Genomic DNA, 23,685 nt, shown 5'->3' on the forward strand with positions numbered 1-23,685 from the left:
GTGACCGGCGGGGCCCACGATCGGCCGTGCCGGAGCCTAGGATCGGCCGTATGGCGACTCGACTTGTGCAGATTCATCTCAAGGCCCGCGACGACGCGGCGCTCGGCCGGTTCTGGGCCGAGGCGCTCGGCTGGGGTGTCTCCAGCGAGGGGCCCGGGGTGACGAATCTCGAGCCCGAGGGCTTCGTCTACCCGTCCCCCGACGCCGTCGTCATCGACGTCGTCGCCGACCCGCAGCCCAAGACGGCGAAGAACCGTGTGCACCTCGACCTCGCCACGACCTCCGCCGCCCATCAGTCGGAGCTGGTGGCGCGCCTGCGGAAGCTCGGTGCGACACCAGCCGACGTGGGCCAGGGCGACGTCCCGTGGACGGTCCTCGCCGATCCGGAGGGCAACGAGTTCTGCGTACTGGAACCCCGGGAGATGTACCGGGACACGGGGCCGGTCGCCGCGGTGGTGGTCGACTGCGCCGACCCCTCGGGCGCGGGCCGGTTCTGGGGCGGGGCGACGGACTGGACGCTGCACGAGGGGACCGGCGAGCACGCCCGATTCCGCTCCGCGCGCGGCGTCGGACCGTACCTCGAGTTCCTCCGTACCCCCGGCCTGACGACGGGCTGGAGCCGGGCGGACCGGCCGCGCATCCACCTCGACCTCCGCCCGTACCCCGGTGACGACCAGGAGGGCGAGGCGGCCCGGCTGCGGTCGCTCGGCGCCACCGACATCGACTTCGGCCAGGGCGACGAGGTCCCGTGGACGTGCCTCGCCGACCCGGAGGGCAACGAGTTCTGCATCCTCACCCCGGCCTGAACCCGGCACCTCCTACGGGTCCTCGCGCGCGGTACCCGCCGTTCCGTCGTCCTTCGCCCCGGCGAGCTTGCTGGGCCACCAGGCCTTCGGTCCGATGTCGACGACCAGGGCGGGGACCAGGAGGGAGCGGACGACCAAGGTGTCCAGGAGGACGCCGAAGGCGACGATGAAGGCGACCTGGACCAGGAACGCCAGCGGGATCACCATCAGCGCCGCGAACGTGGCGGCCAGCACCACCCCCGCCGAGGTGATCACGCCGCCGGTGGTGGTGAGCCCGCGCAGTACGCCGCGACGGGTGCCGAGCCTCAGGGTCTCCTCCCGTACGCGTGACATCAGGAAGATGTTGTAGTCGACGCCGAGCGCCACCAGGAACACGAATCCGTACAGCGGCACCGAGGCGTCCGTACCGCTGAAGCCCAGCAGATGCTGGAAGACGAGGGACGAAACCCCGATCGTGGCAAGGAAGTTGAGCCCGACCGTGGCCACCAGGAGCACGGGTACGAGCAGGGAGCGCAGCAGCAGGACGAGGATCAGCAGGATGATGCCGAGCACCACGGGGACGATGACCGTGCGGTCGTGGGCGGCCGTCCGCTGGGTGTCGTACTGCTGCGCCGTGTAGCCGCCGACCAGGGCGTTCGCGTCGGGCACCGAGTGCAGCCGGGCGCGCAGCCGTTGGACGGTGTCCTTCGCTGTGTCGCTGTCGGCGCCTGCGGCGAGGGTGGCGTCGATGCGGACCCGGCCGTCCACGACGAGAGGTTCGCCCGCTCCGGGGCGGCCGGAGGCGGAGACCGTGCCGGCCGATGCGACGCCTTCGGTGCCTCGGGCGGCTTCGACGACCCGGCCGGCCCGGCCGGCGTCCGCGATGATGACCGCCGGGTTGCCGGAGCCGCCGGGGAAGTGCCGGCCGAGGGTCTCCTGCGCGGACACCGAGGGCGCTTCGTTGACGAAGATCTCGTCCAGTGGCACGCCCTTGGCGGACAGGCCGGGCGCGAAGGCGGCAAGCGCGGTGAGGACCAGCGCGGTCGTCACCCACACCTTGCGGGGCGCGCGGTCCACCGTCGCGGCGATACGGCGCCAGACGCCGCGGCCCTCGGGCGCCTCCGCGCGCGGGGTGGCGGGCCAGTACGCGGATCGGCCGAGCAGCGCGAGCGCGGCCGGCAGGAACGTCAGCGTGGACAGCACCGCGCAGACGATGCCGATGGCGCCGACCGGGCCGAGCGCGCGGTTGTTCGTCAGGTCGCTGGCGAGCAGTGCGAGCAGGCCGAGTGCGACGGTGGCCGCGCTGGCGGTGATCGCACCGAAGGAGCGCCGCACCGCGGCCCTGGCCGCGGCGAACCGGTCGCCGCCGACGGCCAGTTCCTCACGGAAGCGGGCCGCGAGGAGCAGTGCGTAGTCGGTGGCCGCGCCGATCACCAGGATGGAGAGGATGCCCTGCACCTGGCCGTCCACGCGCACCAGATCGCGGTCCGCGAGGACGTACAGCACCGCGCAGGCCAGGCCGAGGGCGAACACCGACCCCAGGATGATCAGCAGCGGCAGCAGCACGCTGCGGTACACGAGCAGCAGGATGAGCAGGACGGCCGCGAGCGCCACACCGAGCAGCAGACCGTCGATCCCCGCGAACGCGTCGGAGAGGTCCGCCTGGCTCGCCGCGGGGCCGGCGATCTGCGCCTCGGTCCCGGGGACCGAACCGGCCGCCTTCGTCAACTTCTCCAGTACTACGGGGAGTTCGTCCCCGAGGTCCGGTTCGAGCTGGACCACGGACTGCAGGGCCTCGCCGTCCTCGGAGGGCAGCGCCGGGGACGGGTCCCCGACGATCCCGGGGTGTCCGGCCAGGCCGGCGACGGCCCGGGTCGCGGTGCGCTGCTGGTCCTCGGTGACCTGCTTGCCGCCCTCGCCGCCGTCCGCCGTCCAGACGACGATCGCCGGCACGGTCTCGGACTGGTCGAAGGCCTCGCGCGCGTCGAGCACGCGGGTGGACTCGGCGTCCCGCGGCAGGAAGGCCGCCTGGTCGTTGGTGGCGACCTCGCCGAGCTTGCCCGCGAACGGGCCGAGCGTGCCGCCCACGCCCAGCCAGACGATCAACAGGACGAGCGGTACGAGCCACCGTGCCCAGCGCGGCGTTCTTCTCATGGGATCCCTCTGCGGTGCGTGCTTACTGTGCGCGTGGTCGTGCTTCGTGTGTACGTGGGGGTCGTGCCCGGGTTGTGCTCGGCGCGATCCGGCTTATGTCGACCATAAAGTATCTCAACGATCGAGAGACCTTATCCTTGGGGGATGCGCAGCACCGAAGGCACCCCGACCCCGCAGTCCTCGCGTCGTCTCGGCGATCCGACCGGCCTGCAGCAGTTCGCCGTCCTGTTGCGCCGGATGAACAGCGAGTTCAACCGCATCTCGCACGAGTTCGCCCAGGCCCAGGGCCTGCACCTCACCGACGTACAGGCCCTGATCGCGATCCTGGACGCGCACGGCGGCGGGGACGGGGACGGGGACGAGCCCATGACTCCCGGCCGCCTCCGGACTCAGCTCAACCTCACCTCGGGAGCCATGACCGCCTGTCTCGACCGCCTCGAGCGGGCCGGCCACATCCGCCGCGTCCGCGCCGCCGACGACCGCAGGGTGGTGCACCTGCACTACGCGGACGCGGCGAAGGGCGTCGCCCGCGACTACTTCAAACCCCTCGCGGACGGTACGGCCGCCACCCGCTCACGCTTCAGCCCCGACGAACTCACCACCGTCGTCCGCTTCTTGTCCGATCTGAACCACGAGCTGGGGCAGCTGCGCCGATGAGCCCCGGACCCGGCCCGCACAGGACTGCGGGAACCATCCGACCCCGTGGCCGGGTCGTACCCCGTATGCGGCTACGACCCCGGGCGCTCGCCCCCTGCCTCGCCCTCCTCCTTGGGCTCACGGTCTCCGGTGCGCCGGAGGCCGTCGCGGCGGCGGAGCCCGGCGCACAGCTGCGGGCTCCCGGGGCCGTACGGCCGGGTGGTGACGAGGCGGCCGTACGGCCGGGTGGCGAGGAGGCGGAGGCGAAGCCCCGCTTCGAGGTGAGCCTGCGCAAGGAGCCGGGCAGCGTGCAGCCGGGCGGCACCGCCAAGATCGAGCTGAGCGTACGCAACGTCGGCACCGTGGAAGCCCCGGACGGAGTCGGCGTCACCGTCGAGGCCGGTGACGGCGTCACCCTCGATCCGCTGCGGAGCAACTGCGGCCGGGCCGACGGAGTCCCGTCCGTCGCCCACTGCCGCTTCGACCGGGCCCCGGACCCGGGCGAGACCGCCACCCTGGACGCACCGCTGCTCCTCGACGTCCCCGAGCACCTGCTGCACGTCTGGGTGGAGGCGAAGGCCTGGCCGCGCGGTGCGGGCCTGGACGACAAGCAGGAGGCGTACCGCAAGCGCAGCGAGCGGTACGGGACCTGGCGGACCGCGAAGGACGGCGCCCCGGCGGCGAAGCTCGAACCGGGAAGCCCACCCGACGGCAGCGAGTTCGCCCGGAGCCGCGAAGTCTGGTTCACCGTGGACACCCGCCTCGATGTGAGCGTCATCGGCCGTACGATCACCGGCCGGCAGGGCGGGACCGTCGACTTCCCGATCGGGATCCGGGAGCGCTGGCCGGACGGCAGCGACGAGAGCCCCAACCACGTGAGCTACACCTACCGTTTCACCGCCCCCGAGGGCACAGCGGTCGTGGGCGTACCCGAGGACTCCGGTACGCCGATGTGCAAGCGCAAGGGCTCGCGCACCGTGCTCTGCCCCGACAACCTCCACGGCGAGCGCATACGCCTGCGGATCGACGCGGCCGCCGCTGGTGCGAAGGGCCGAGCCGAGATCGTCCACAGCGGGAAACGCTCGGCCCGCGACCCCGACCGCGGCAACGACCGCGTGGACCTGGCACTGCGCGTGGACGGCGCGACCACCGCATTCCGCATCCGCAGTCTCACCACGGCCGTCGGGCCCTGGCTCCTGGGCGCCGCCGCAGTGGTGGCGGCAGCGGCGGCGGTGTACCGGAGGCGCGGGGCGGCCTGACCCGGCCCGCCGTGGGACGGCCCGACTCCCCGGCCGTAGCAGGCGAGGAGTACGTACGCCGGTACCCTTCCCGCGTGACCCAGCCCTCCGACCCGGACCGACGCCGCCCTCCGAACGACGGGCCCAAGGCCGCCGCCCGCAACAGGGCCGCGCTCATCGCCGCCGCCCGGGAGATCTACGCACAGCAGGGCCTGGACGCCCCGCTGTCCGCGATCGCGCGCCGAGCCGGCGTCGGACAGGGCGTGCTGTACCGGAACTTCCCCGACCGGGCCGCCGTGGCGACCGCGGTCCTGGAGGAGAACGTGCGGCAGATCGAGCAGGCGGCCGCGGTCGAGGGCGCCACGTTCGAGGATGTACTGGGCGTGCTGACCTGGCACTTGACCGAATCGGCGGCGTTCATCGGCCTGTTGCACGCCGAGCGCGCCGGCCCCCGCTCCGGCGACCTGCGCGAGCGTGCCCTCGACCTGTCCGGGCGCGTCGAGCGCGGCCTGCGGGGGCACCTGCCGGAGGGCCATCCACTCGGCGGGGCGGACGATCTCATGCTCGCCGTCGCCATGGTCTCCGCCGCCGCGACCGGCCCCACCCGTGCGGACCGCAGTCGCCGCGCACTCGCCGCCTGGCGCCTGCTCGACGTCGAGGTGGGACCGGTACGACCGCACGAGGGTTGAGCCCCGCGCCCGGCCCCCCCCGGGCGCGGGGCCCACTCGACTCGGCGGAGCAGGCGCCGCCGGACAGCTCTCCGGGCTCGCGGCACGGAGCAGGTGCCGCGTTGTCCGTCCACGCCCCCCACCGCGTCACCGTGTCAGCCGGCGCCGGAGGCAAGCCCGACCCGGTAGGCGAGGACGACCGCCTGGACCCGGTCGCGCAGGCCGAGCTTCGTCAGGATGCGCGACACATACGTCTTGACCGTCTCGGGAGTGATGAACAACTGCGCGGCGATCTCCCCGTTCGACAGGCCCTCGGCGATCGCCTCGAGCACCTCGAGCTCGCGCGGAGTCAGTGCCCGTACGACGTCCTCCCTGGCCGACCGGGTGGTGTCGGCAGGACGCAGATGTTCGGCGAAGTGGCCGATCAGGTGGCGCGTGACGGCGGGCGCCAGCAGGGCCTCGCCCGCGGCGACCGTCCGGATCGCGCTGACCAGGGACGCCGGAGGCGCGTCCTTGAGGAGGAAGCCGCTGGCCCCGGCCCGCAGCGCGTCGTAGACGTAGGCGTCGACGTTGAACGTGGTGACGACCAGTACCTTCGGCGCGGACTCCGCGTCGGGACCGGCCAGTTGCCGGGTCGCCTCGATCCCGTCGAGGAGCGGCATCCGGATGTCCATGACGACCACGTCGGGGCGCAGCCGCCGTGCGGCATCCACCGCCTCGTGCCCGTTCTCGGCCTCCCCGACGACCTCCATGTCGGGCTGCAGGGAGAAGATGGTGACGTAGCCGGTCCGTACCAGTGCCTGGTCGTCGCAGACGAGTACACGGATCGGCGGCGCATCGTTCACGGGGGGCACGCGGGTCACTCCTGAACGGGCTTGGTCGGAAGCGTGGCGCGGACCTCGAACCCGCCCTCGGGCCGGGGGCCGGCCTCCAGTTCACCATCGGCCATCCGCACCCGTGCACGCAGCCCGGCCAACCCTCGTCCGCCCGTCGGGCTCGGCGTCCGCTCGACCGGTCGGGCCGTCGGTGTGTTCCCGGGGCCGTCGGTGGTCACCCCTATCTCGATGTGTTCCTCGCCGTGCCGGAGCAGGACCCTGACCGGCTGCCCTGCCGCGTGCTTCATCGCGTTGGTGAGCGCCTCCTGCACCACGCGGTACGCGGCCAGTTCCACCTTCACAGGCCCCGGGCGCCGCTCGCCCCGCTCACTGAACTCGACCGACTGACCCGCGCTGCGGGCCTGTTCCACCAGGTCTCCCACCTGTCCCAGCGTGGGGGACCGGTCCGCGTGCACCGGGTCGGCGGGTGCGGAATCGCCGGTCGCCTCCAGTACGCCGAGCAGATACCGCAGTTCTGTCAGTGCCCGCCGGCCGGTGTCGCTCACCGCCGACATCCCCTCGCCGGCCCGTTCCGGTGCGGACGGGAGCAGGAACTGCGCCGCGTCCGCCTGGACCACCATCGCCGTCACATGATGGGTGACGACATCGTGCAACTCACGGGCGATCCGGGCCCGTTCGGCGGCCGTGGCCACCTCGGCGGCCAGCCGCCGCCGCTCTGCCTCTTCAGCTCGCCGGGTACGCACCATGCCCCCCATCAGCCAGACCACGGCCAGCACCAGATAGAACGCGAGATAGTCGGGGACGCCCTGCGGTGAGCCGAGAAGGTTCAAGGCGACGGCCAGTCCGGCGTAGCCGGCGCTCGCGACGGCAGCCGAACCGAGGCGGAACCGGACCTGGTGGGCGCCGGCCGAGTACAGGGCGAGATAGAGCCCCAGGCTCCCGAACGTCGTCGCGTAGCCCAGCGCCTGGTGCACGGCGAACGCGCAGGCGACGACGGCCAGAGTGCCCCCGGGCCACCGGCGGCGTGCCGCCAGCGGCAGGGTCTGGGCCAGAGTCAGCCCGATGCCCAGCGCACCGGCCGGACGCTCGGGGAGATCTCCGATCTGCCCTCCGACGTTCGACAGGGTCGGCACGAAGGCGAGGACGGCGAGCACCAGGGCGCAGAGGCCGTCCTTGTGGAAGGCGGCCTGCTGCTGCCACCAGCGCAGCGGCGCCCGGAGAACGACACGCACCCACGGTGCCTGACGCGACGTCACTTTTCGTTTCCTCCAGTCTGCGGCTGTCGGCGCCGGGCGCGCCGCCCGGGTAGCAGGCCGCCGCTCCGTCGGGCGAGCACGACCATCGGGACGGTGATCAGCACGCCGATGAGGACCGGCACGATCGACGCCTCCAGGCCGAAGGTGCCGCCGGTGAGCAGAGCCGAGCCGTGGGCGTCGACGCTGAACAGGCCCTCCGGAGTATGTCCGGAGAGCGGGATGCCGAGCAGTTGCTGGGTGGTGTTCCAGGCGAAGTGCAGCCCCACGACGAACCAGATGCTACGCCGCCACAGGAACGCGACTCCGAGCATCACGCCCGCCTGCAGGGCGATGGCCAACGCGCCCCAGGCGGAGGCTCCCGGGGCGCTCAGGTGGGCGACGCCGAAGAGCAGCCCGGTGATCACGATGGCGGCCCGGCTGCCCCACACCTGTTCCAGTGCCTGCAGGGCGAGACCGCGGAACATCAGCTCCTCCGTGACCGCGGCGCCGATCTGCATCATGACCGCGGACCACACCACCGACAGGAAGCCGTTGCCCGCCCAGGAGAACGAGTAGCCCCCGAGAACGCTGACCAGGAGCACGGAGACGAGCATGAAGCCCAGGCCGACCGCACCGCCGAGCAACGCCTCCCGGCGGGCTCCCGTCCGGGCGATCTCCGGCGCGGAGCGCCGTGCGACGAAACGCATGACCGCCCAGTACACGGCCACTGCGGCGACCGCTCCCAGTACCGGCACCGGGCCGGGGCCCGTAGCCGTCAGGCCGGAGACGAGGCCGACGCCGGCCATGCCCGTCAGCATCCAGCCGAGCGGAGAGCGGACGGCCCGGCCGAGACGGCCGCCTCGGCCGTCCTTGTCCGGGCCCGAGCCCGTGTCGTGTTGTGGTCCGGCAGCAGTGCCCATGGCGGCCTCCCTGTGATGGTGGCCGCACCCGTGGCGACCTGACGGCCACGCTAGGAATCCGCCGCCGTCCACGAATCACCCGCACAGGGACGGCTCCGGTAGCTCTCACGGGGGATGCGCCGCTTGCACCGACTCTCGCGACAGGAACGGGACTTCGTACGGCGCCCCCTCAACTCCCTTCCACTCAGGGCCTAGTGGCGCTCGGAGCGCGCTATCGGTACGCACGCGAGCGCCGCGTACGGCCCGACTGTGCGACCCACTACCGCTGCCCCGAGGCCGACTTCGTCCGGACCGGGCGGCTCAGCCCCCGTTGGACTGCCGGGTTCCCTCCGCGAGCGCGTCGAAGGTGTAGAGGTAGCCGCCGGCCGGACCGCTGACGGTCATGTACGCCTTGGTCCCGCCGGGGGTGATCGCCACGTTCGTCGCCGACTCGAGGCCCTTGGCGCGGCCCGGGATCTCTACCGTTCCCAGGCGCTCACCGTGCTTGTCGTACACGACCATCGCGGGCCGGCCGTGCAGCGCCTGATACAGGTTGCCGCCCCTGTCCACGGCGATCGAGTCGGTCTGGGCGATGCCGGCGTCGACGCGGATCGCGGTGTGCCGGGAGGCCGCACCGCCCTTCTCGTCGAGCTCGAGGTACGAGATCCGGTTCTCGGTGAGTTCGCTGAACCACAGGCCGCGATAGTCCGCGTCGAACGAGATGCCGTTCGTCGCCGCGAGCCCGTCGGCCTGCACGGTGGCCCGCTCGCCGGAACGGTCGATACGTACCACCCGGCCCTGCGCCTTGCCCTCGGACAGCCCGCGTGAATCGCTCACGTAGAGGTGGCCGGACCGGTCGAAGGCGAGGTCGTCGGGGTTCATCGCGGCCCCTTCGACCTCACCGGTGAAGAAGGTCCGCGGGTCCGTGCCGTCCGGCTTCAGGCTCACCACCTCGCCGTGGGCGTAGTCGGTCAGGTAGAGCCGTCCGTCGTACGGGCTGAACTGCGCCGAGGTGTACGCGCCCCGGTCGTCGGTGTGCGCCGCGCAGGACGTCTTCGTGTCCACGTCGACGCGCAGCAGCTTCGGCTCACCTGCGGGGGCGGTGACGTCGACGACGAACAGGCTGCCGTCCTTGCCGAAGGTCGGCCCTTCGAGCAGCGTCATCCCGGTCTGTTCATGGGGCTCGGTCAGATGCATGAACCGGTGGGCGTGGAGGGTGCGGTCGCCGCTCCGGGCGTCGGCGGCGGGGGCGCTGCTGCCGGACGCGGCGGTCTGCGTGCCGCATCCGGTCAGGACGAGGGCGAAGGCGCCGATCGCGGCCAGTGCGGGGAGGGCGGATCGCGCGGGAAAGGGCCTGGGCGGGAGTCGTCGCATGGAGGTCACATTTCTCTGTGGGGCTCGTGGCCGAGCGGTGTGGGCGGCTGAGTCGTGTGGCGCGGCCGGGTGTCGCGGGCCGGACACAGGACGCATCCGGACAACAGTGTCCGGTACTTGTTACCGTAGCGTCCGGCCGGCCACTCACCCCAGGCGGCCGGAGCGACCGGAACGAGGCCCCCACATATGACATCCCCTCAACTCCCTTCTCCCGACGAGCTTGTAGCCCTCAAGGAGCGCTATCGCCTCGAACGCGAACGCCGGGTGCGGCCCGACGGTGCGTCCCAGTACCGCCCCACCGAAGCCGAGTTCGGCTACTACGCCACCGACCCGTACGCGGACCCGGAGGAGACGCGCGAGGCGGTGACCGATGCCGTCGACGTGGTCGTGGTCGGTGGCGGATTCGGCGGCATACTCGCCGGCGCGAGACTCCGGAAGGAGGGCGTGAAGCGCCTCCGCATCATCGACAACGGCGCGGATCTCGGCGGTACTTGGTACTGGAACCGCTACCCGGGCATCCACTGCGACATCGAGTCGCAGGTGTACCTGCCGCTGCTCGACGAGACCGGGTACGTACCCGAGTGGAAGTACGCACCGGGCGACGAGATCCGCCGCCACGCCGTCCGTATCGCCGAGCAGTACCGGCTCTACGACGACGCCCTGCTCTCCACCACCGTCACCTCACTGACCTGGGACGACCCCTCCGGCACCTGGATCGTGACCACCGACCGCGGCGACACCTGCCGCGCCACATATGTCGTCACCGCCACCGGAACCCTCAGCGAACCGAAACTCCCCGGCATACCCGGCATCGAGGACTTCAAGGGCCACACCTTCCACACCTCGCGATGGGACTACGGCTACACCGGCGGCACCCCCGACGGCGGCCTGACCGGCCTCGCCGGCAAGCGCGTCGGCGTGGTCGGCACCGGCGCCACCGGCATCCAGGTCATCCCGATGCTGGCCGAGGACGCCGGGCACGTGTACGTCTTCCAGCGCACCCCCTCCACGGTGGACGTACGCGCCAACTGCCGTACCGGTGCGGACGATGTGGGCGCCGACCGGGAGGGCTGGGCGCGCGCACGCCGCGACAACTTCCTGCGCATCGTCTCCGGTGAGCACGCCGACCACGACCTGGTGGCGGACCGCTGGACCGAGTCGGCGGGCCTGCTCGAAAAACTCCTGCCGAGCTTCCGCCGTCGGGATGCGGCTGGTGCACGCGCCGACGGCGCCGCCTTCGAAGCCGCCTACGAGACGGCCGACGCCGCGAAGATGAACGAACTCCGCGCCCGTGTCGCCCGCACCGTCACCGACCCGGACACGGCCGAGAAGCTCAAGCCCTGGTACCGGTACGCCTGCAAGCGCCCCACGTTCTCGGACAGCTACTACCCGGCGTTCAACCGCGACAACGTCACACTGATCGACACCGCCGACACCCACGGCATCGAGCGCATTACCGAACACGGCGTCATAGCAGGGCACTTGACCATCGAGCTCGACTGCCTGATCTTCGCCACCGGCTTCTCCGTGGGCACCTCGGGCATCCACTCCGGCAAGCTCCCGGTCCACGGCCGGACCGGGACCGAACTGCGCGACGCCCGGGCGCGGCAGGGCCCGCGCACCCTGCACGGCTTCACGAGCAACGGCTTCCCCAACCTCCTCCAGATGGGCTCCCTGCAGAACGCCAGCAGCGTCAACTTCACCCACATCCTGGACGAACAGGCCGTCCACGCCGCCGCGTTGATCGCCGCCGCCGAGTCCGCGGGCGCCGTCATCGAACCCTCCCGCGAGGCCGAGGACGCCTGGCTCACCGTCCTGGCCGAGGACGCCCCCGACCACGAGTGGTTCCACGCCGAGTGCACCCCCGGCTACTACAACCGCGAGGGCCGCGGCCGCCCGAACGGCCCCACCGCCTACCCCCACGGCGCGGTCGCCTTCCACGCCCTCCTGCGCGACTGGCGCGAGACATCCCTCCCGGGCATCCTCCGCCCGAGGACGACGCCCGACCGCCCCTGACCGAGAGCCTGGGCCCCGACATACGTGCGCGATAGGGTCGGGGCCCATTCCTGGTGGGGGGAACGGCCGTCGGAGCGGATGCGTACGTACCCGCGCGCGACGTCAGTTGGGGGAGACGGATGGAACTGTGGTCGCCGCGGCATGTCCAGGCGAAGCTCAATGCGGGGGAGACGCTCGAAGTGGCCTTCCCCGTGCGGTATCCGTGGGGGCGGCTGCCGTTCGGGTTGCTGTTCCGCGGGTGCGTCATCGCCTTGAGCGACCGGAGGGTCGTGGCCTTCGCGTACAACAGGGCCACCAGCCGGCCGGAGCACGCGATCTGGAGCGAACCACGGACCTCGCCCTGTACGGCGACGCTCACGGACAACACGCGTGCCCTGACAGTCGTTTCACCACGCGGCGTGAGGCGGGTTTTCGTCGCGTCGCCGAAGTACGCCTCTGAAATGCGGCAGTTGGTCGACGCGCTGAACTGAACTGATCGGGCGGTGTGAGGGGGCGGGGCATGAGTCACCGTGGGGTGTCGTCCAGACAGTTGCCGGGGTCGGGGCGTGCCGCATTTCAACAAGCTGGTCAGGGAAGGCTGTTGTTCGCCGGTCGGCTGCTACTCGTCGCTGCGGCACTGCTGGCGGGCGCCGCAGGAGGTGGCGCACTGTCCGACGGCGACCGCCTGACGGGCGTGAGTTTCCTCGGGGCCGCGGCAGCGTACGCGGTGCCGGCGTTCCTTCCCGCCCGGCAACTGGTCGGCACGGCTCGCCCGGACCAGAGCGTGAAGACGGTTCGCCGAGTGCGACGGGTCACCTGGGTCTGGACGTCGTTCGCGCTGGTAGTCGTTGCGCTCTCCCTTGCGGGGGGCGGCGTTGTGCGGATGCCCCTGCTCTTGGCTTCCACGGTGGCCGTGGGCCTCTCCGGAAACATGTTCTCCCTCCAGAACGAGCGAAACGCGGCCTCTGGCGCATTCGCCGCACCGGGACACGGCGGGACGGCGAGTCGGCGTGGATAAGGCCCAGTCACGGGTGCGGAGGGCCCTTCGGCGGGGTGTGGCGGACCGGGTGCTGATGCTCCTCGTCCGACTGGTTGTGCTTCCGCTCGTCCTTCTCGCGGTTCATGAGTTGCTGAACCTCGACACCGCTACGGACCCCGTGTTCTTCGGGGTCTGGATGGGCGTTGCGGCGACGATCCACCACAGCGGGCAATCGTGGAAGCGCCGGGCGCGCGTGCAGAGCCTGCTCGAGCCGGGGGACACCGTTCGGGCCGTGGTCCCTGCCCAGCTACCGGGAGCCACAGCGCGTCAGCGAATCGCGCGCGGCTGCTTCGTGGTCCTCACGGACCGGCAGATGCTGGGCTACGAGTACAACCGGTCGCTGGACGTGACCGTCCGCTGCCTCGCGATCGCCGAGCGAGCCGACTGCGCGGCGACGTCGGACCCGGGCGGCGGCACGATCACGGTCCACTCCGAAGCTGGGGAACGGCCGTTCACCGTTTCGGCCCGAGGCTGGCGGGCCCTGCAGCAGTTCCTTGCCGAGCTGAACGGCGTGAAGTAATGGCGCGCGTGCTCATACGGGCTGTTCGGTTGCTCGTTTCGGTCCTGCCCAACTTCGCCTTGTGCTTGCTCGTCGGCCTCCCGTGGAGCCTCGGCTGGAGCACGGGAGCGGCCTTGGTGTGGTCGGGCGTGGTCGTGCTGGTCGTCGCTGCGTCGGCGATCGTGCTGCACCGCGTGTACGACCTGCCGATCCCGCTGCTCCGCACACCCTGGTCGTTCGAGGACATGCAGGAGCAGCTGAGCGCGGGAGAGGTGCCGAAGCTGATGTTCCCGGTCCGCCGCCAGGAGGGCAGGCTGCCCTACGCCCTGCTGGAACCGGGTTTCGTCCTCGCGCTGACGGATCGGCGCGTCCTGGCCTTCCAGTGCGACGGACGCACGCAGCGCATCGAGCGCCGGCTGTGGGCCGGTGACGTACTCGCCCTGACCGTGACGGAGGGCGGCGAACTCGAGCTCATGACCGGCGGCGGTGAATCAGTCCGGCTGAAGGTTCCCTCGGGCTGTCAGGCAGACGTCGAGTACTGGGTGCCCAGGCTGTCACGAGGAGGGAGCTGACCCGTCGTGGAGGCGGTGGTCAGTGTTCCGCCGCGTGCGCGACGAAGGCCGACCAGGCGACGGTCCGTACGGTCAGGCGACCGGTGTCCGGTTGCTTGGAGTCGCGGACGTGGACCGTGTCGGGGGTGTGGGCGACTTCTACGCAGTCGGTGTCGTCCTCGTTGCTGCTGTAGCTGCTCTTGAACCAGTCGTAGGCCACCTCTACGCAGTCGGAGCCGGGCTCGTTGCTGCTGTAGCTGCTCTTGAACCAGTTGAGGTCGGAGTTGCTCAGGTCAGCAGGCTTGATGCTCACGTCTCTCCCAGCAGCTTCTCGATGAACTCGAGCGATTCCCGAGGCCGGAGAGCCTCCGCTCGGATGTTCCCATACTGCATCTCGAGCGATTGGACCTCCTTGGATGTGGAGAAGAGCCGTGTGACGCTTTGCACCTCTGTGTAGCCGAGTGTGGTGCCGTTCTGCAGTTTGAACAGGCGAAACGAACCGCCGAGGCCAGGGTGGCTGGCGATGTCGATGGGCATCACCTGGAGAGTGACGTTGCGCAACTGGCCGATTTCCAAAAGATGTTCCAGCTGCCGACGCTGCACTTGCCGACCGCCGTCGGGCCGCCGGAGGGGAGCCTCCTCCAGGACGAAGCTGAAGACCGGGCCTGGGCGCGCCGCGTCAATGATCTCCCGGCGGGACATTCGTGCGGAGACCTCCCGTTCAACGATCTCCCCGGGCAGGATCGGCCGGCGCATGCCGAAGATCGTGTGCATGTACTCCTCGGTCTGCAGCAAGGCGTGGATCGTATGGGTCGAGTACGCCCCCATCTCCACCGACTCCGCCTCCAACTTCGCCAAGTCCCGGAGATTCTTGGGGTAGCGGGCCTCCTGCACGTCCCGCTTCATAGCCCCGATCTTCCCGCCCGCCCCCAGCAGTTCGTCCGCCTTGTCCAGGAACTCCGGCCTGGGCATGCGGCGGCCGCGTTCCACCGCCGAGACCATCTCCTCGCCGTACCCGATGGCCGCGCCGAACTCCGCCTGGGTCAGGCCCTCCGCCTCGCGCCAGACCTTGATCTGGCGGCCCACCGCCTTGAGCGTGCCGCTCGCGTCGTCGTCGTACTCCACGTGGTCCGCCCGCCTTCTCCCGTACGTCCCGGACAGGCCCGCGGCCCGGCCGGACAGTCACGCTCCGTACGGGCGCCGGTACTGTGCAGCGTAGAGGCGGCCGGACACGCTCGGTGATGTGAATCAGGGAAATCGGACACATCAGGCCACGCCGCAGTTCTCGATCCTGCTGTCCTCGACGCCGCGCGGAGCCCGGCTGGCGAGGCTGCTCGCTGAGCGCCAACTAGCCGAATGGAAACGGGAGTCGAGCGCCGCGCTGCACGTCGTCGCCGAACTCGCGACCAACGCGGTGCGGCACGGACGGGTGCGTGGGCGCGACTTCCGGCTCCGCCTGGCCCTGAGTTCCACGCACACCCTTCGGATCGAGGTGACCGATGCCCGCGGCGACCGCGTGCCGGAAGTCGTTGTCTCGGCAGGGGGCGGCCGGTCGGAAGGCGGGCGGGGCCTGCTGATCGTGCGGGCCCTGGCGGATTGCTGGGGCGTGGACACGGTCGCTGTGGCGCCCTGCAAGACGGTCTGGGCGGAGCTCCGGCTGCGGTCGGAGGGGGAGGCGCGGTGACCCGGCAGCGGCTCGCCCGGAAAAGGCGTCGACAGCCCGGGGCCGTGGGCGGAATCGTGGGCGGGATGCGACAGGACGAGATCTGGGACGTAGCGGCGGCGAAGCGTTATGACACGCCGGGGACCGGGATGTTCGCGCCGGAGGTGCTCGGGCCGACCGTGGCGAAGTTGGCCGAACTGGCCGAGGGCGATCGGGTGTTGGAGTTTGCGGTCGGGACCGGGCGGGTGGCGGTGCCGCTCGTCGAACGGGGCGTCGCGGTGACCGGAATCGAGCTGTCGCAGCCGATGGTCGACGAGTTGCGGACGAAGGCGGACGAGGCGGCGCTGCCCGTCGTCGTCGGCGACATGGCCACCGTGCGCGCGCCGGGGACGTACGGGCTCGTGTATCTCGTCTTCAATACGGTCTCCAACCTGCTCACCCAGGCCGAGCAGGTCGCCTGCTTCCGCAATGCCGCCCGGCACCTCGCACCAGGTGGCCGCTTCGTCATCGAGCTGTGGGTGCCCGAGCTGCGCAAGCTGCCGCCGGGGCAGCAGGGCGTGGTCCCCGAGACCCGCGACGGGTACGTCCTCGTCGACACCTACGACGTGCTGCGGCAGCACGTCGTCTCGCACCACTTCTCGTACGGGGACGACGGGCCCGAGGCGCAGATCTTCCGCAGCCCGCACCGGTACATCTGGCCGTCCGAGCTGGACCTGATGGCCCAACTGGCAGGATTCGGACTGGAGTCCAGGCACGCGGACTGGGAGGGCACGGAGTTCACCGCCGAGTCGCGCGGACACGTGTCCGTGTACCGCCTGCCGACCGGGCCGGACGCAGCGAAGTAGGCGGCCCGGACAGCCCGCGAAGTCACGCTCCGTTCGCACGGGGAAGCGGGTGGCGACCGGGCGTTCGCGGTCGATTACAGTGCCAAGCCAGGCCTCTTGGCGGACGGGTGCGCCGCACAGGGCACGTACGAGCGGGAGGGGCACGGTGGGCACACAGGGCACGGCCGTCTGGGGGCGCGTCGAGCAGCAGGACTTCCGCAGCCGGGTGCGCGGGGCGCTGCTCGGGGCCGCGGCGGGGGACGCGCTCGGGGCGCCGGTCGGGTCGCTGAGCCTGGACGAGATCGTCGAGGAGTACGGCGCGGACGGGCTCGGTGAGTTCGCACCCGCATACGGCAGACGGGGCGCCGTCACCTCCGCGACGCAGCTGACCTTGTTCACCGTGGACGGGTTGATACGGGCGCAGGTGCGCCGCGACACCGGTGCGTGGCATCCGCCCACGGATCTGCACCGCGCGTACCGGCGCTGGGCGGCCACCCAGCGGGACTGGGGCCCTGACGAACGCCGCAAGGACGACGGCTGGCTGGCGCGCGAGGAGTGGCTGTACGCGCGGCGCGACGCCGGGCGGGCGAGCGTGACCGGGCTCGGCGACGAGGTCATGGGCACGCTCGAGGCGCCGAAGAATCCTGCGGAGCGTGGCGCGGGCGCGGTGACGCGTTCCGCGCCTTTTGGGCTTCTGGTGGGCTGGGAACCGGAGTTGGTGCTCCAGTTGGCCGTGGAGTGTGCGGTGCAGACGCACGGCTATCCGTCGGCGTATCTGTCGGCGGGGGCGTTCGCCGTGCTCGTGCACGGGCTTGCGCGCGGTGAGGCGCTGGACGGTGTGGTGCAGCGGGCGCTGTCGATGATCGCGACCAGGGTCGGGCATCAGGCCGTCACGGACGCGCTGCGGCAGGCGTTGGGTGCGGTGCGGCAGGGCATGCCGGCGGCCGACCGGGTGGAGGCGCTCGGCGGCGCGGGCGAGGGCACGGCGGAGGCGGCGCTGGGGGCGGCCGTGTACTGCGCGCTGGGCTGTGAGGACGTACGGCACGGGCTGCGGCTCGCGGTGAACCACGGCGGCGACTCGGCGGCCGTCGGCTCGCTGGCCGGAGCGCTGCTCGGCGCTCAGCACGGCGAGACGGCGCTCCCGCCGTCGCTGCTGGCCGAACTCGAGGGACGCGCAACGGTGTTGGAGCTCGCGGACGACTTCGCGATGGAGATGACCCAGGGCCCGGCCCTGCACGGCCCGGCCGCCTCGGCCCCGGGGTGGCTGGCGCGGTACCCGCGGGCCTGACAGGTCTCGGCGGCCTCGCCGCGCGCCGTTCGGCCGTTAGGCGCGACTGCGCTGAGGGCCGCCGCGTACCGCGCATCAGTAGCCGGGTGGCTGATCGGCAGGAGGGCGCGGCGGCGCCTCCGGCCTCGGGGGCAGGGGCCGGGGTTGCCGATCCGGATCGCCCGTGTCCCAGAGGAGTTCGAGCGCGCGGAACTCACACTGCCAGTACCGCCAGTTGTCCCTGCCGTGGTCGATCATCAGGAATCCGTGGTCGGTTCGGTAGAACTGGGTGCGCAGCCGCTTCTTGGGGTGCTCGGGTACGTAGGCCCGGGCCAGCTCCTCGAGGAGGTCCAAGGCCTGTCGGCGGGCACCGAAGATGGTGCCGAGCAGTTCGCTGTTGCGGACCTGGGCTCCGAGCCCTTCGTGGCGTTCGACGTACAGGTGCCACATCACGGCGCGCTCGCTGGGGCGTGCGTCCTCGTACGGTGTCGTCCGATCGGCGTCCAAGTCCCTGTTCCTCCCGTCGATGTGCACGGGACGGGCGGTCTGTGACCGTCGGTGCGTCCCGCCCGTACGAGGGTCTCAGTCGCTCCGGGGCCTCGCAGGGAGTTCTGCCGGGCCCGGGGCGCGCAGCCCCGGACCCGGCAGGCGACGTGGCCGCCCAGCGTGCCGGTGTCAGTCGTCCCCCCGTGCAGCCGCGGTATCGTCCCCCGCCTTCGCCGGCGCCGGAACAGCCGCCGCGGACGAGTCGTCGTCCGTGTTCAGCTTCTCGATGAGGGCGTCCCGTTCCGGGGTGTCCTCGGGTTTGATCCAGCCGATCACGATGTACAGGATCAGCGAGACCGCGAGCGGGATGGAGACCTGGTACTCGAGCGGTACGCCGCCGTCGATCTGCCAGTGGATCGGGTAGTTGACCAGCCAGAAGGCCAGCAGACCCATGGACCAGCTGGTGAGCGCGGCGGTCGGGCCGCAGCGGCGGAAGGGCCGGAGCAGGCCCAGCATCATCGGGATCGCGATGGGCCCCATCAGGCCGGCCACCCACTTGATGACGACGGTGATGATGTCCTTGAACGCGGGTGAATTGACCTGCGTCGCCACCGCCATCGACAGGGCCAGGAACACCACCGTGGTGAGCCGTGCGATCAGCAGGCCCTTGCTGCCGCTCCACTCGCGTGCCTTGGTGGACAGCGCCGGTGCGACGTCGCGGGTGAAGACGGCCGCGATGGCGTTGGCGTCGGACGAGCACATGGCCATCGTGTGCGAGAAGAAGCCGACGATGACGAGGCCCAACAGGCCGTGCGGCAGGAGCTGTTCGGTCATCAGGGCGTAGGAGTCGGAGCCGTCGGGCTTCTGCGCCTCGACGAGCAGCGGCGACATCCACATGGGGAAGAAGAGGACCAGCGGCCAGACCAGCCACAGCACCGCGGAGAGCCGCGCGGAGCGGGTGGCCTCGCGGGCGTTGGATGTCGCCATGTAGCGCTGGGCCTGGTTGAGCATGCCGCCGTTGTACTCGAAGAGCTTGATGAAGAGGAACGCGAGCAGGAACACCGTCCCGTACGGACCCACCAGCGGCTTCTCGTGTCCTTGCAGAGCCGGCTCGTCCCATACGCCGAAGAATCCGCCGAACGGTCCGAGTTTCGCGATCACGGCCACCAGCATCGCGACACCGGCGAGGAGTTGGATGACGAACTGCCCCAACTCCGTCAGTGCGTCGGCCCACAGGCCGCCGATCGTGCAGTAGATGCCGGTGATGACGCCGGTGATGAGGATGCCCTGGTTGAGGGACATGCCGGTGAAGACGGAGAGGAGCGTGGCGATGGCCGCCCACTTCGCGCCGACGTCCACGATCTTCAGGAGCATCCCGGACCAGGCGAGCGCCTGCTGGGTCTTGAGGTTGTAGCGGTTCTTGAGGTACTCGAGCGGTGAGGCGACGTGCAGACGTGAGCGCAGTCGGTTGATGCGCGGCGCGAACAGCTGGGCGCCGATGGCGATGCCGAGGGCGATGGGGAACGACCAGGTGACGAAGGACGTCACGCCGTAGGTGTAGGCGATGCCCGCGTAGCCGGTGAACATGACGGCGCTGTAGCCGGACATGTGGTGCGAGATGCCGGACAGCCACCACGGCATCCGGCCGCCGGCGGTGAAGAAGTCACTGACGTCGTCGACCCGTTTGTGGGAGTAGACGCCGATCGCGACCATCACGCCGAAGTAGCCGATGAGTACGGCCCAGTCGAGACTGTTCATTCCCCCTCCAAGGGGTCCGCCTTGTGAACTTCCCGTGACTTGCTCGGCGCTTCGCCAGTCGCTCCAAGGGCGGTGTCCCCGTGCGGGAGCGGGGACTTCGGGGATTGAACCGCTCACCGAGGCGGCCGGTCAATACATAGCGCGGTCAGGGATGTGAACGGAGGTCAGTAAGGCGAACGATTTTGCAGTCTCTTGACCTACCGCCCGGTTGTCCGCCCCGCGGCCCCGTAAGGACGATGGGCAAGCACTTCGCCAGACACCGGACACAAGAGACGGCCGCGTGGGATGCGGGTCCCGCGCGGCCGTGACGAGGAGCGTGTTGGTAGCTGAACTACGCAGAGGAACAAGGGAGTTGGGGCGGGACGTCGGGGCGTGACCCTGAGCGGTGGCCGCTACCTCATGATCTCGCCGGCGTTGACGAGCAGTGACTGGCCCGTGATGGCGCGGGCGCGGTCCGAGCTGAGGAACGCGCAGGCGTCGGCGACATCGCCGTCCGTGGCCATCTCCGGCAGGGCCATTCGATCGGTCAGACGGTCCTTCACCTCCGATTCGGGAACGTGCTCGGTGTGCGCGGTGAAACGTACGTACGCCTCGACGGGCGGGCCCCACATCCAGCCGGGCTGCACGGAGTTGACCCGGATGCGCCGCGGCCCGAGCTCACGCGCCAGTGAGTACATGGCCGAGACGAGCGCGCCCTTCGACGCCGCGTACGCCGCCTGGCTCACCTGGGTGGGCGCGGCGACCGAGGACTGGGTGCCGACCAGGACGACGGAGCCGCCCTGTGCGGCGAGCGCGGGCAGGCAGGCCCGGGTCATCCGCAGCGAACCCAGCAGGTTCACGTCGACGACCTGCTGCCAAGTGGCGAAGTCGGCATCCTCGAGACCTCCGAAGTAGCCGTCCATGGCAGCGACTTGGACCAGGGCGTCGATCCGTCCGAACCGTTCGACCGCCAGTGCGGCGAGGGCCCGGCACTGCTCCTCGTCGGTGATGTCCGTAGCGGTGTGGGCGGTGCGCTCGCCGCCGGGGTCGATGGCGGCCGCCGTCTTGGCGAGGTTCTCCGCGGTGCGGGCGCCGAGCACGGCCCGGCCGCCGTCGCGCACCACGGCCGCGGCGACCTCCTGGCCGAGGCCTGCGCCCACACCGGTCACGATCACGGTCTTCCCCTCGAGCAGTGTCACGGGGGCCTCCGGAGCCTGGCGGATTTGCTGACGGTGCGTCAGAGTAGGGGCGTACGGCGCAGGACGGAAGAGCCGTAAGGGGAGTGAGCGCCGATGAGCGACGACACCCGGAGCGAGACCTACGCGGAACTCGCGGCCGTCGGACCCTACGGGGTGCGCCCGGGGCACGCACTGATCACCATGGTGGAGCCGCACCCGGGGCACGAGTACGCGTACAACCGCTGGTACGAGGACGACCACTACTACGCCGGGGCGATGGCGATGCCCTGGATGTTCGCCGGACGGCGCTGGGTCGCCACTCGCGAACTGCAACTCCTGCGCAGGCCCGAGAAGTCGGCGGTCGCCCGGCCGGTGACGGCCGGCTGCTACCTCTCCACGTACTGGATCACCGAGGGCCGCTACGACGAGCACATGCGGTGGACCGTCGGCATCAACAAGCGCCTCAACCGGGACGCCCGGGTCTATCAGGACCGCACCCACGTCTTCACGGCCTTCCAGGACCACGTGGCGACCGTCTACCGCGACGGGGCGGCCGGACCGCGCGACTTCCACGCCCTGGACCACCCTTACGCCGGTCTGGTACTCGAGGTGGTGGACGCCCAAGGAGCCGAGCAGCGCGAGGAGTTGCTCGAGTGGCTGCGTTCGCGCGCGCTGCCGCGCGTGCTCGCGCCGGGTGGCAGCGCGGCCGGTCCGGCGGCGATGGTTGTGGCCTTCCGGCCGACGCCGCTGCCGGGCGACCGGATGTCGTACGTGAAGCAGGTGGAGGGCGTGGACGACCGGCTCACGCTGCTCTGGTTCCTGGACACGGATCCGCGCGAGTGCTGGGAGCAGTACTTCGCGGGACGCGAGGAGGCGGTGGCCGGATCCGGGCTCGGGAAGGTGGAGTTGCTGGCGCCGTTCGTCCCGACCGTGCCGGGGACGGACCGCTACGTCGATCAACTCAGGTGAAGGGGCGCCGTCCTGGGGAGCGGCCGCCCGCGCGTGGGGCAAAGGCCGAGCCCCCTCGGCCGGGACGGCGAACCAGTCGAGAGGGCCCTACGGTCTTGCGCTGTCCGGTTGTGAGGTGCGGTTGTGACGTGCAGTCGTGACGAGTGTCGTGACGTGCGTTTCCGCGGTACGACGCACGGGCCGTACGCGTCGGGTACCCGCCCGTGGGTGCGTACTCGGCTAACGGTCCGGCGGCATCCGCCTCTTCTCTGCTCACGTGCATCAAACGAGGTCGAACGTCCCCCGGCTGACTTGCCCGACGAATACGTTCCATGAGTCGGGGGCGAAGTTGAGTGCCGGCCCCTGCTCGACCTTCGAGTCCCGCACCGCGATAGCTTGCTGCACGGGAGACTTGACCTCTACGCATGCGCCGTTGCCCGTCGAGTACGAAGACTTGGTCCACGTATCCGTCGCGCCCTGATGAATTGCCATGTTCGCTCCGCTTGCCAGTCGTGAGTTGCTCACCAACCGAATGTGTTGGCGTGATCGACGCTACTCGCCGACATCGGCTCGGGAAGCAGTCATTCACTCGACCGGATGGCATATACCAGAGGAGTCTTCCATTCTGGCGGGCGGACCGTGTACCGTGCGCCGGCCAATTCCCCGGACCTTCAGCGTGCGTAGTCCTTGGCGGTATCCGAGATGAATTGCCGGGTTTGATCCACGTTCAACGCCTGTGCCCGGAGATGCTCGTACATGACGCTGTATTTCTGTACGTCATTCGCTTTCTCCAGGTAAAGATCACTCGTGACGCCTTCGATGTAGACCACGCTCGAATCCGCGGCGTCCGGGAACTCAAGGATGGCGTACTGGCCGTTGACTCCCGGATGCGCCCCCATGCTGAAGGGCATCACCTGGATCGTCACATGCGGCAGCTGCGACATCGCCTCCAGGTGCTCCAACTGCTCGATCATCGCCTGCTTTCCGCCGACCGCGCGGCGCAGCGTCGCCTCGTCGAGCACGGCCCACAGACGCAGCGGAGAGTCCTCCGCGTTGATGCGCTCCTGGCGGCGCACTCGCACCTGCACACGCTTTTCGATGTCCGTGGTCGCGGTCTCCGGCAGCGCTCCGGTGATCAATGCCTCGGCGTAGGCGCGGGTCTGGAGAAGGCCCGGGACGACCTGCGGTTCGTACACGCGCAGTGATTCCGCGTCGGTTTCCAGACCGATATAGACGCTGTACGGAATATCGCCGAACGCGTGCCACCAGCCCTGCTGCCGGGAATCCTTCGCCATCTGCATCAGCGAATCGACGATGCGGTGATCCTCGACCTCGTAGACCCCGCAGAGATCACGGACGTCGCGCTGACTGATGCTGCGCCTGCCGTTCTCCAGACGGCTGATCTTCGACTGCGACACGAGGAGTCGCTCGGCGACCTCCTCCGCCGTCATTCCCTTCAACTCGCGGAGCCGGCGCAGTTCCTGGCCGAGACGGCGTCGCCTGACGGTGGGATTGACGTTGGACGCCACGGGACGTGCACCTCCGGCTGCGGGCCTGACGTTGTGCGGGCCTGTCGTTCTGCGTATCGGCTGTTCATGCGTATCGACTGTTCATGCGTATGTGCTGTTCAGCAGATTGCCACCAACTGGTGACGCAGCGCTGGGAAATGGCCC

The 23,685-nt window shown here is 70.5% G+C and carries 24 protein-coding genes; 12 read left to right on the forward strand and 12 right to left on the reverse strand.

The window, feature by feature from the left end:
* Window positions 1–50 precede the first annotated feature (50 nt).
* Window positions 51–806 carry a VOC family protein gene (locus DSC45_RS18585; protein ID WP_119292383.1) on the forward strand — a complete coding sequence of 252 codons (756 nt, stop codon included), beginning with the start codon at window positions 51–53 and terminating at the stop codon, window positions 804–806.
* A gap of 12 nt (window positions 807–818) precedes the next feature.
* Here the strand turns inward: DSC45_RS18585 and DSC45_RS18590 are convergent, their stop codons facing one another.
* On the reverse strand, window positions 819–2,939 hold the full coding sequence (locus DSC45_RS18590; protein WP_119292385.1) for an MMPL family transporter: 2,121 nt from the start codon (window positions 2,937–2,939) through the stop codon (window positions 819–821).
* Between the two features lie 144 nt (window positions 2,940–3,083).
* Between DSC45_RS18590 and DSC45_RS18595 the strand changes: the two genes are divergently transcribed.
* The 3 genes from DSC45_RS18595 to DSC45_RS18605 all read left to right on the forward strand — a co-directional run bounded on the left by DSC45_RS18595 (window position 3,084) and on the right by DSC45_RS18605 (window position 5,502).
* Window positions 3,084–3,596 carry a MarR family winged helix-turn-helix transcriptional regulator gene (locus DSC45_RS18595; RefSeq protein WP_119292387.1) on the forward strand — a complete coding sequence of 171 codons (513 nt, stop codon included), beginning with the start codon at window positions 3,084–3,086 and terminating at the stop codon, window positions 3,594–3,596.
* Window positions 3,597–3,661: 65 nt separating this feature from the next.
* Window positions 3,662–4,834 carry a hypothetical protein gene (locus DSC45_RS18600; protein WP_119292389.1) on the forward strand — a complete coding sequence of 391 codons (1,173 nt, stop codon included), beginning with the start codon at window positions 3,662–3,664 and terminating at the stop codon, window positions 4,832–4,834.
* Window positions 4,835–4,908: 74 nt separating this feature from the next.
* Complete coding sequence (locus DSC45_RS18605; RefSeq protein ID WP_119292391.1) at window positions 4,909–5,502, forward strand: TetR/AcrR family transcriptional regulator; 594 nt, start codon at window positions 4,909–4,911, stop codon at window positions 5,500–5,502.
* A 134-nt stretch (window positions 5,503–5,636) separates the two neighbouring features.
* Here DSC45_RS18605 and DSC45_RS18610 read toward each other — a convergent pair whose 3' ends face one another.
* The 4 genes from DSC45_RS18610 to DSC45_RS18625 form a co-directional block, all read right to left on the reverse strand.
* Window positions 5,637–6,326: a response regulator gene (locus DSC45_RS18610; RefSeq protein ID WP_119292393.1), complete on the reverse strand. Its 690-nt coding sequence runs from the start codon at window positions 6,324–6,326 to the stop codon at window positions 5,637–5,639.
* A gap of 14 nt (window positions 6,327–6,340) precedes the next feature.
* A complete protein-coding gene (locus DSC45_RS18615) occupies window positions 6,341–7,549 on the reverse strand; it encodes a sensor histidine kinase (RefSeq protein ID WP_240434721.1) in 1,209 nt (402 codons plus the stop codon).
* Between the two features lie 20 nt (window positions 7,550–7,569).
* Window positions 7,570–8,472, reverse strand: a complete 903-nt coding sequence (locus DSC45_RS18620; protein ID WP_119292396.1) for a CPBP family intramembrane glutamic endopeptidase — start codon at window positions 8,470–8,472, stop codon at window positions 7,570–7,572.
* Between the two features lie 300 nt (window positions 8,473–8,772).
* Window positions 8,773–9,825 (reverse strand): SMP-30/gluconolactonase/LRE family protein, encoded by a 1,053-nt coding sequence (locus tag DSC45_RS18625; protein ID WP_119292398.1) that lies wholly within the window; start codon window positions 9,823–9,825, stop codon window positions 8,773–8,775.
* A 186-nt stretch (window positions 9,826–10,011) separates the two neighbouring features.
* Between DSC45_RS18625 and DSC45_RS18630 the strand changes: the two genes are divergently transcribed.
* The 4 genes from DSC45_RS18630 to DSC45_RS18650 all read left to right on the forward strand — a co-directional run bounded on the left by DSC45_RS18630 (window position 10,012) and on the right by DSC45_RS18650 (window position 13,930).
* Window positions 10,012–11,841 (forward strand): flavin-containing monooxygenase, encoded by a 1,830-nt coding sequence (locus DSC45_RS18630; protein WP_119292400.1) that lies wholly within the window; start codon window positions 10,012–10,014, stop codon window positions 11,839–11,841.
* A 119-nt stretch (window positions 11,842–11,960) separates the two neighbouring features.
* Window positions 11,961–12,311, forward strand: a complete 351-nt coding sequence (locus tag DSC45_RS18635; RefSeq protein ID WP_119292402.1) for a hypothetical protein — start codon at window positions 11,961–11,963, stop codon at window positions 12,309–12,311.
* A 636-nt stretch (window positions 12,312–12,947) separates the two neighbouring features.
* Window positions 12,948–13,379 (forward strand): hypothetical protein, encoded by a 432-nt coding sequence (locus tag DSC45_RS18645; RefSeq protein WP_162929271.1) that lies wholly within the window; start codon window positions 12,948–12,950, stop codon window positions 13,377–13,379.
* A 29-nt stretch (window positions 13,380–13,408) separates the two neighbouring features.
* Window positions 13,409–13,930: a hypothetical protein gene (locus DSC45_RS18650; RefSeq protein ID WP_162929273.1), complete on the forward strand. Its 522-nt coding sequence runs from the start codon at window positions 13,409–13,411 to the stop codon at window positions 13,928–13,930.
* Between the two features lie 19 nt (window positions 13,931–13,949).
* Here DSC45_RS18650 and DSC45_RS18655 read toward each other — a convergent pair whose 3' ends face one another.
* Complete coding sequence (locus tag DSC45_RS18655) at window positions 13,950–14,201, reverse strand: DUF397 domain-containing protein (protein ID WP_119292797.1); 252 nt, start codon at window positions 14,199–14,201, stop codon at window positions 13,950–13,952.
* Window positions 14,202–14,218: 17 nt separating this feature from the next.
* Window positions 14,219–15,034, reverse strand: a complete 816-nt coding sequence (locus DSC45_RS18660; protein WP_119292409.1) for a helix-turn-helix domain-containing protein — start codon at window positions 15,032–15,034, stop codon at window positions 14,219–14,221.
* A 118-nt stretch (window positions 15,035–15,152) separates the two neighbouring features.
* Here DSC45_RS18660 and DSC45_RS18665 point away from each other — a divergent pair, with 118 nt between their 5' ends.
* From DSC45_RS18665 to DSC45_RS18675, 3 genes are all read left to right on the forward strand, one after another.
* Entirely contained in the window at window positions 15,153–15,593 is a 441-nt protein-coding gene (locus tag DSC45_RS18665) for an ATP-binding protein (protein WP_119292410.1), read from the forward strand.
* Window positions 15,594–15,658: 65 nt separating this feature from the next.
* Window positions 15,659–16,417, forward strand: coding sequence for a class I SAM-dependent DNA methyltransferase (locus tag DSC45_RS18670; RefSeq protein WP_119292412.1), 759 nt, complete (start codon window positions 15,659–15,661; stop codon window positions 16,415–16,417).
* A 145-nt stretch (window positions 16,418–16,562) separates the two neighbouring features.
* Window positions 16,563–17,684 (forward strand): ADP-ribosylglycohydrolase family protein, encoded by a 1,122-nt coding sequence (locus tag DSC45_RS18675; protein WP_119292414.1) that lies wholly within the window; start codon window positions 16,563–16,565, stop codon window positions 17,682–17,684.
* A gap of 75 nt (window positions 17,685–17,759) precedes the next feature.
* On the opposite strand, the gene DSC45_RS18680 is transcribed toward DSC45_RS18675, so the two are convergent.
* The 3 genes from DSC45_RS18680 to DSC45_RS18690 all read right to left on the reverse strand — a co-directional run bounded on the left by DSC45_RS18680 (window position 17,760) and on the right by DSC45_RS18690 (window position 21,085).
* Window positions 17,760–18,170 carry a hypothetical protein gene (locus DSC45_RS18680; protein WP_119292416.1) on the reverse strand — a complete coding sequence of 137 codons (411 nt, stop codon included), beginning with the start codon at window positions 18,168–18,170 and terminating at the stop codon, window positions 17,760–17,762.
* Between the two features lie 168 nt (window positions 18,171–18,338).
* Window positions 18,339–19,907, reverse strand: coding sequence for a sodium:solute symporter family protein (locus DSC45_RS18685; RefSeq protein WP_119292418.1), 1,569 nt, complete (start codon window positions 19,905–19,907; stop codon window positions 18,339–18,341).
* Between the two features lie 392 nt (window positions 19,908–20,299).
* Window positions 20,300–21,085, reverse strand: a complete 786-nt coding sequence (locus DSC45_RS18690; protein ID WP_119292419.1) for an SDR family oxidoreductase — start codon at window positions 21,083–21,085, stop codon at window positions 20,300–20,302.
* A gap of 93 nt (window positions 21,086–21,178) precedes the next feature.
* Here DSC45_RS18690 and DSC45_RS18695 point away from each other — a divergent pair, with 93 nt between their 5' ends.
* On the forward strand, window positions 21,179–22,033 hold the full coding sequence (locus tag DSC45_RS18695; protein ID WP_119292421.1) for a hypothetical protein: 855 nt from the start codon (window positions 21,179–21,181) through the stop codon (window positions 22,031–22,033).
* 261 nt (window positions 22,034–22,294) lie between these two features.
* Here DSC45_RS18695 and DSC45_RS18700 read toward each other — a convergent pair whose 3' ends face one another.
* Complete coding sequence (locus tag DSC45_RS18700; RefSeq protein ID WP_119292423.1) at window positions 22,295–22,504, reverse strand: DUF397 domain-containing protein; 210 nt, start codon at window positions 22,502–22,504, stop codon at window positions 22,295–22,297.
* Window positions 22,505–22,683: 179 nt separating this feature from the next.
* Window positions 22,684–23,541: a helix-turn-helix domain-containing protein gene (locus tag DSC45_RS18705; RefSeq protein ID WP_119292425.1), complete on the reverse strand. Its 858-nt coding sequence runs from the start codon at window positions 23,539–23,541 to the stop codon at window positions 22,684–22,686.
* Between the last annotated feature and the right edge of the window lie 144 nt (window positions 23,542–23,685).

The sequence above is a fragment of the Streptomyces sp. YIM 130001 genome, from assembly GCF_003574445.1.
In the GTDB taxonomy this organism is placed as follows: domain Bacteria; phylum Actinomycetota; class Actinomycetes; order Streptomycetales; family Streptomycetaceae; genus Streptomyces.

What these genes read in the sequence shown, in the direction of transcription:
- DSC45_RS18585 (WP_119292383.1), top strand. Translation starts at nt 51, where the DNA reads ATGGCGACTCGACTTGTGCAGATTCATCTCAAGGCCCGCGACGACGCG.
- DSC45_RS18590 (WP_119292385.1), bottom strand. Translation starts at nt 2,939, where the DNA reads ATGAGAAGAACGCCGCGCTGGGCACGGTGGCTCGTACCGCTCGTCCTG.
- DSC45_RS18595 (WP_119292387.1), top strand. Translation starts at nt 3,084, where the DNA reads ATGCGCAGCACCGAAGGCACCCCGACCCCGCAGTCCTCGCGTCGTCTC.
- DSC45_RS18600 (WP_119292389.1), top strand. Translation starts at nt 3,662, where the DNA reads ATGCGGCTACGACCCCGGGCGCTCGCCCCCTGCCTCGCCCTCCTCCTT.
- DSC45_RS18620 (WP_119292396.1), bottom strand. Translation starts at nt 8,472, where the DNA reads ATGGGCACTGCTGCCGGACCACAACACGACACGGGCTCGGGCCCGGAC.
- DSC45_RS18625 (WP_119292398.1), bottom strand. Translation starts at nt 9,825, where the DNA reads ATGCGACGACTCCCGCCCAGGCCCTTTCCCGCGCGATCCGCCCTCCCC.
- DSC45_RS18630 (WP_119292400.1), top strand. Translation starts at nt 10,012, where the DNA reads ATGACATCCCCTCAACTCCCTTCTCCCGACGAGCTTGTAGCCCTCAAG.
- DSC45_RS18635 (WP_119292402.1), top strand. Translation starts at nt 11,961, where the DNA reads ATGGAACTGTGGTCGCCGCGGCATGTCCAGGCGAAGCTCAATGCGGGG.
- DSC45_RS18670 (WP_119292412.1), top strand. Translation starts at nt 15,659, where the DNA reads ATGCGACAGGACGAGATCTGGGACGTAGCGGCGGCGAAGCGTTATGAC.
- DSC45_RS18685 (WP_119292418.1), bottom strand. Translation starts at nt 19,907, where the DNA reads ATGAACAGTCTCGACTGGGCCGTACTCATCGGCTACTTCGGCGTGATG.
- DSC45_RS18695 (WP_119292421.1), top strand. Translation starts at nt 21,179, where the DNA reads ATGAGCGACGACACCCGGAGCGAGACCTACGCGGAACTCGCGGCCGTC.
- DSC45_RS18700 (WP_119292423.1), bottom strand. Translation starts at nt 22,504, where the DNA reads ATGGCAATTCATCAGGGCGCGACGGATACGTGGACCAAGTCTTCGTAC.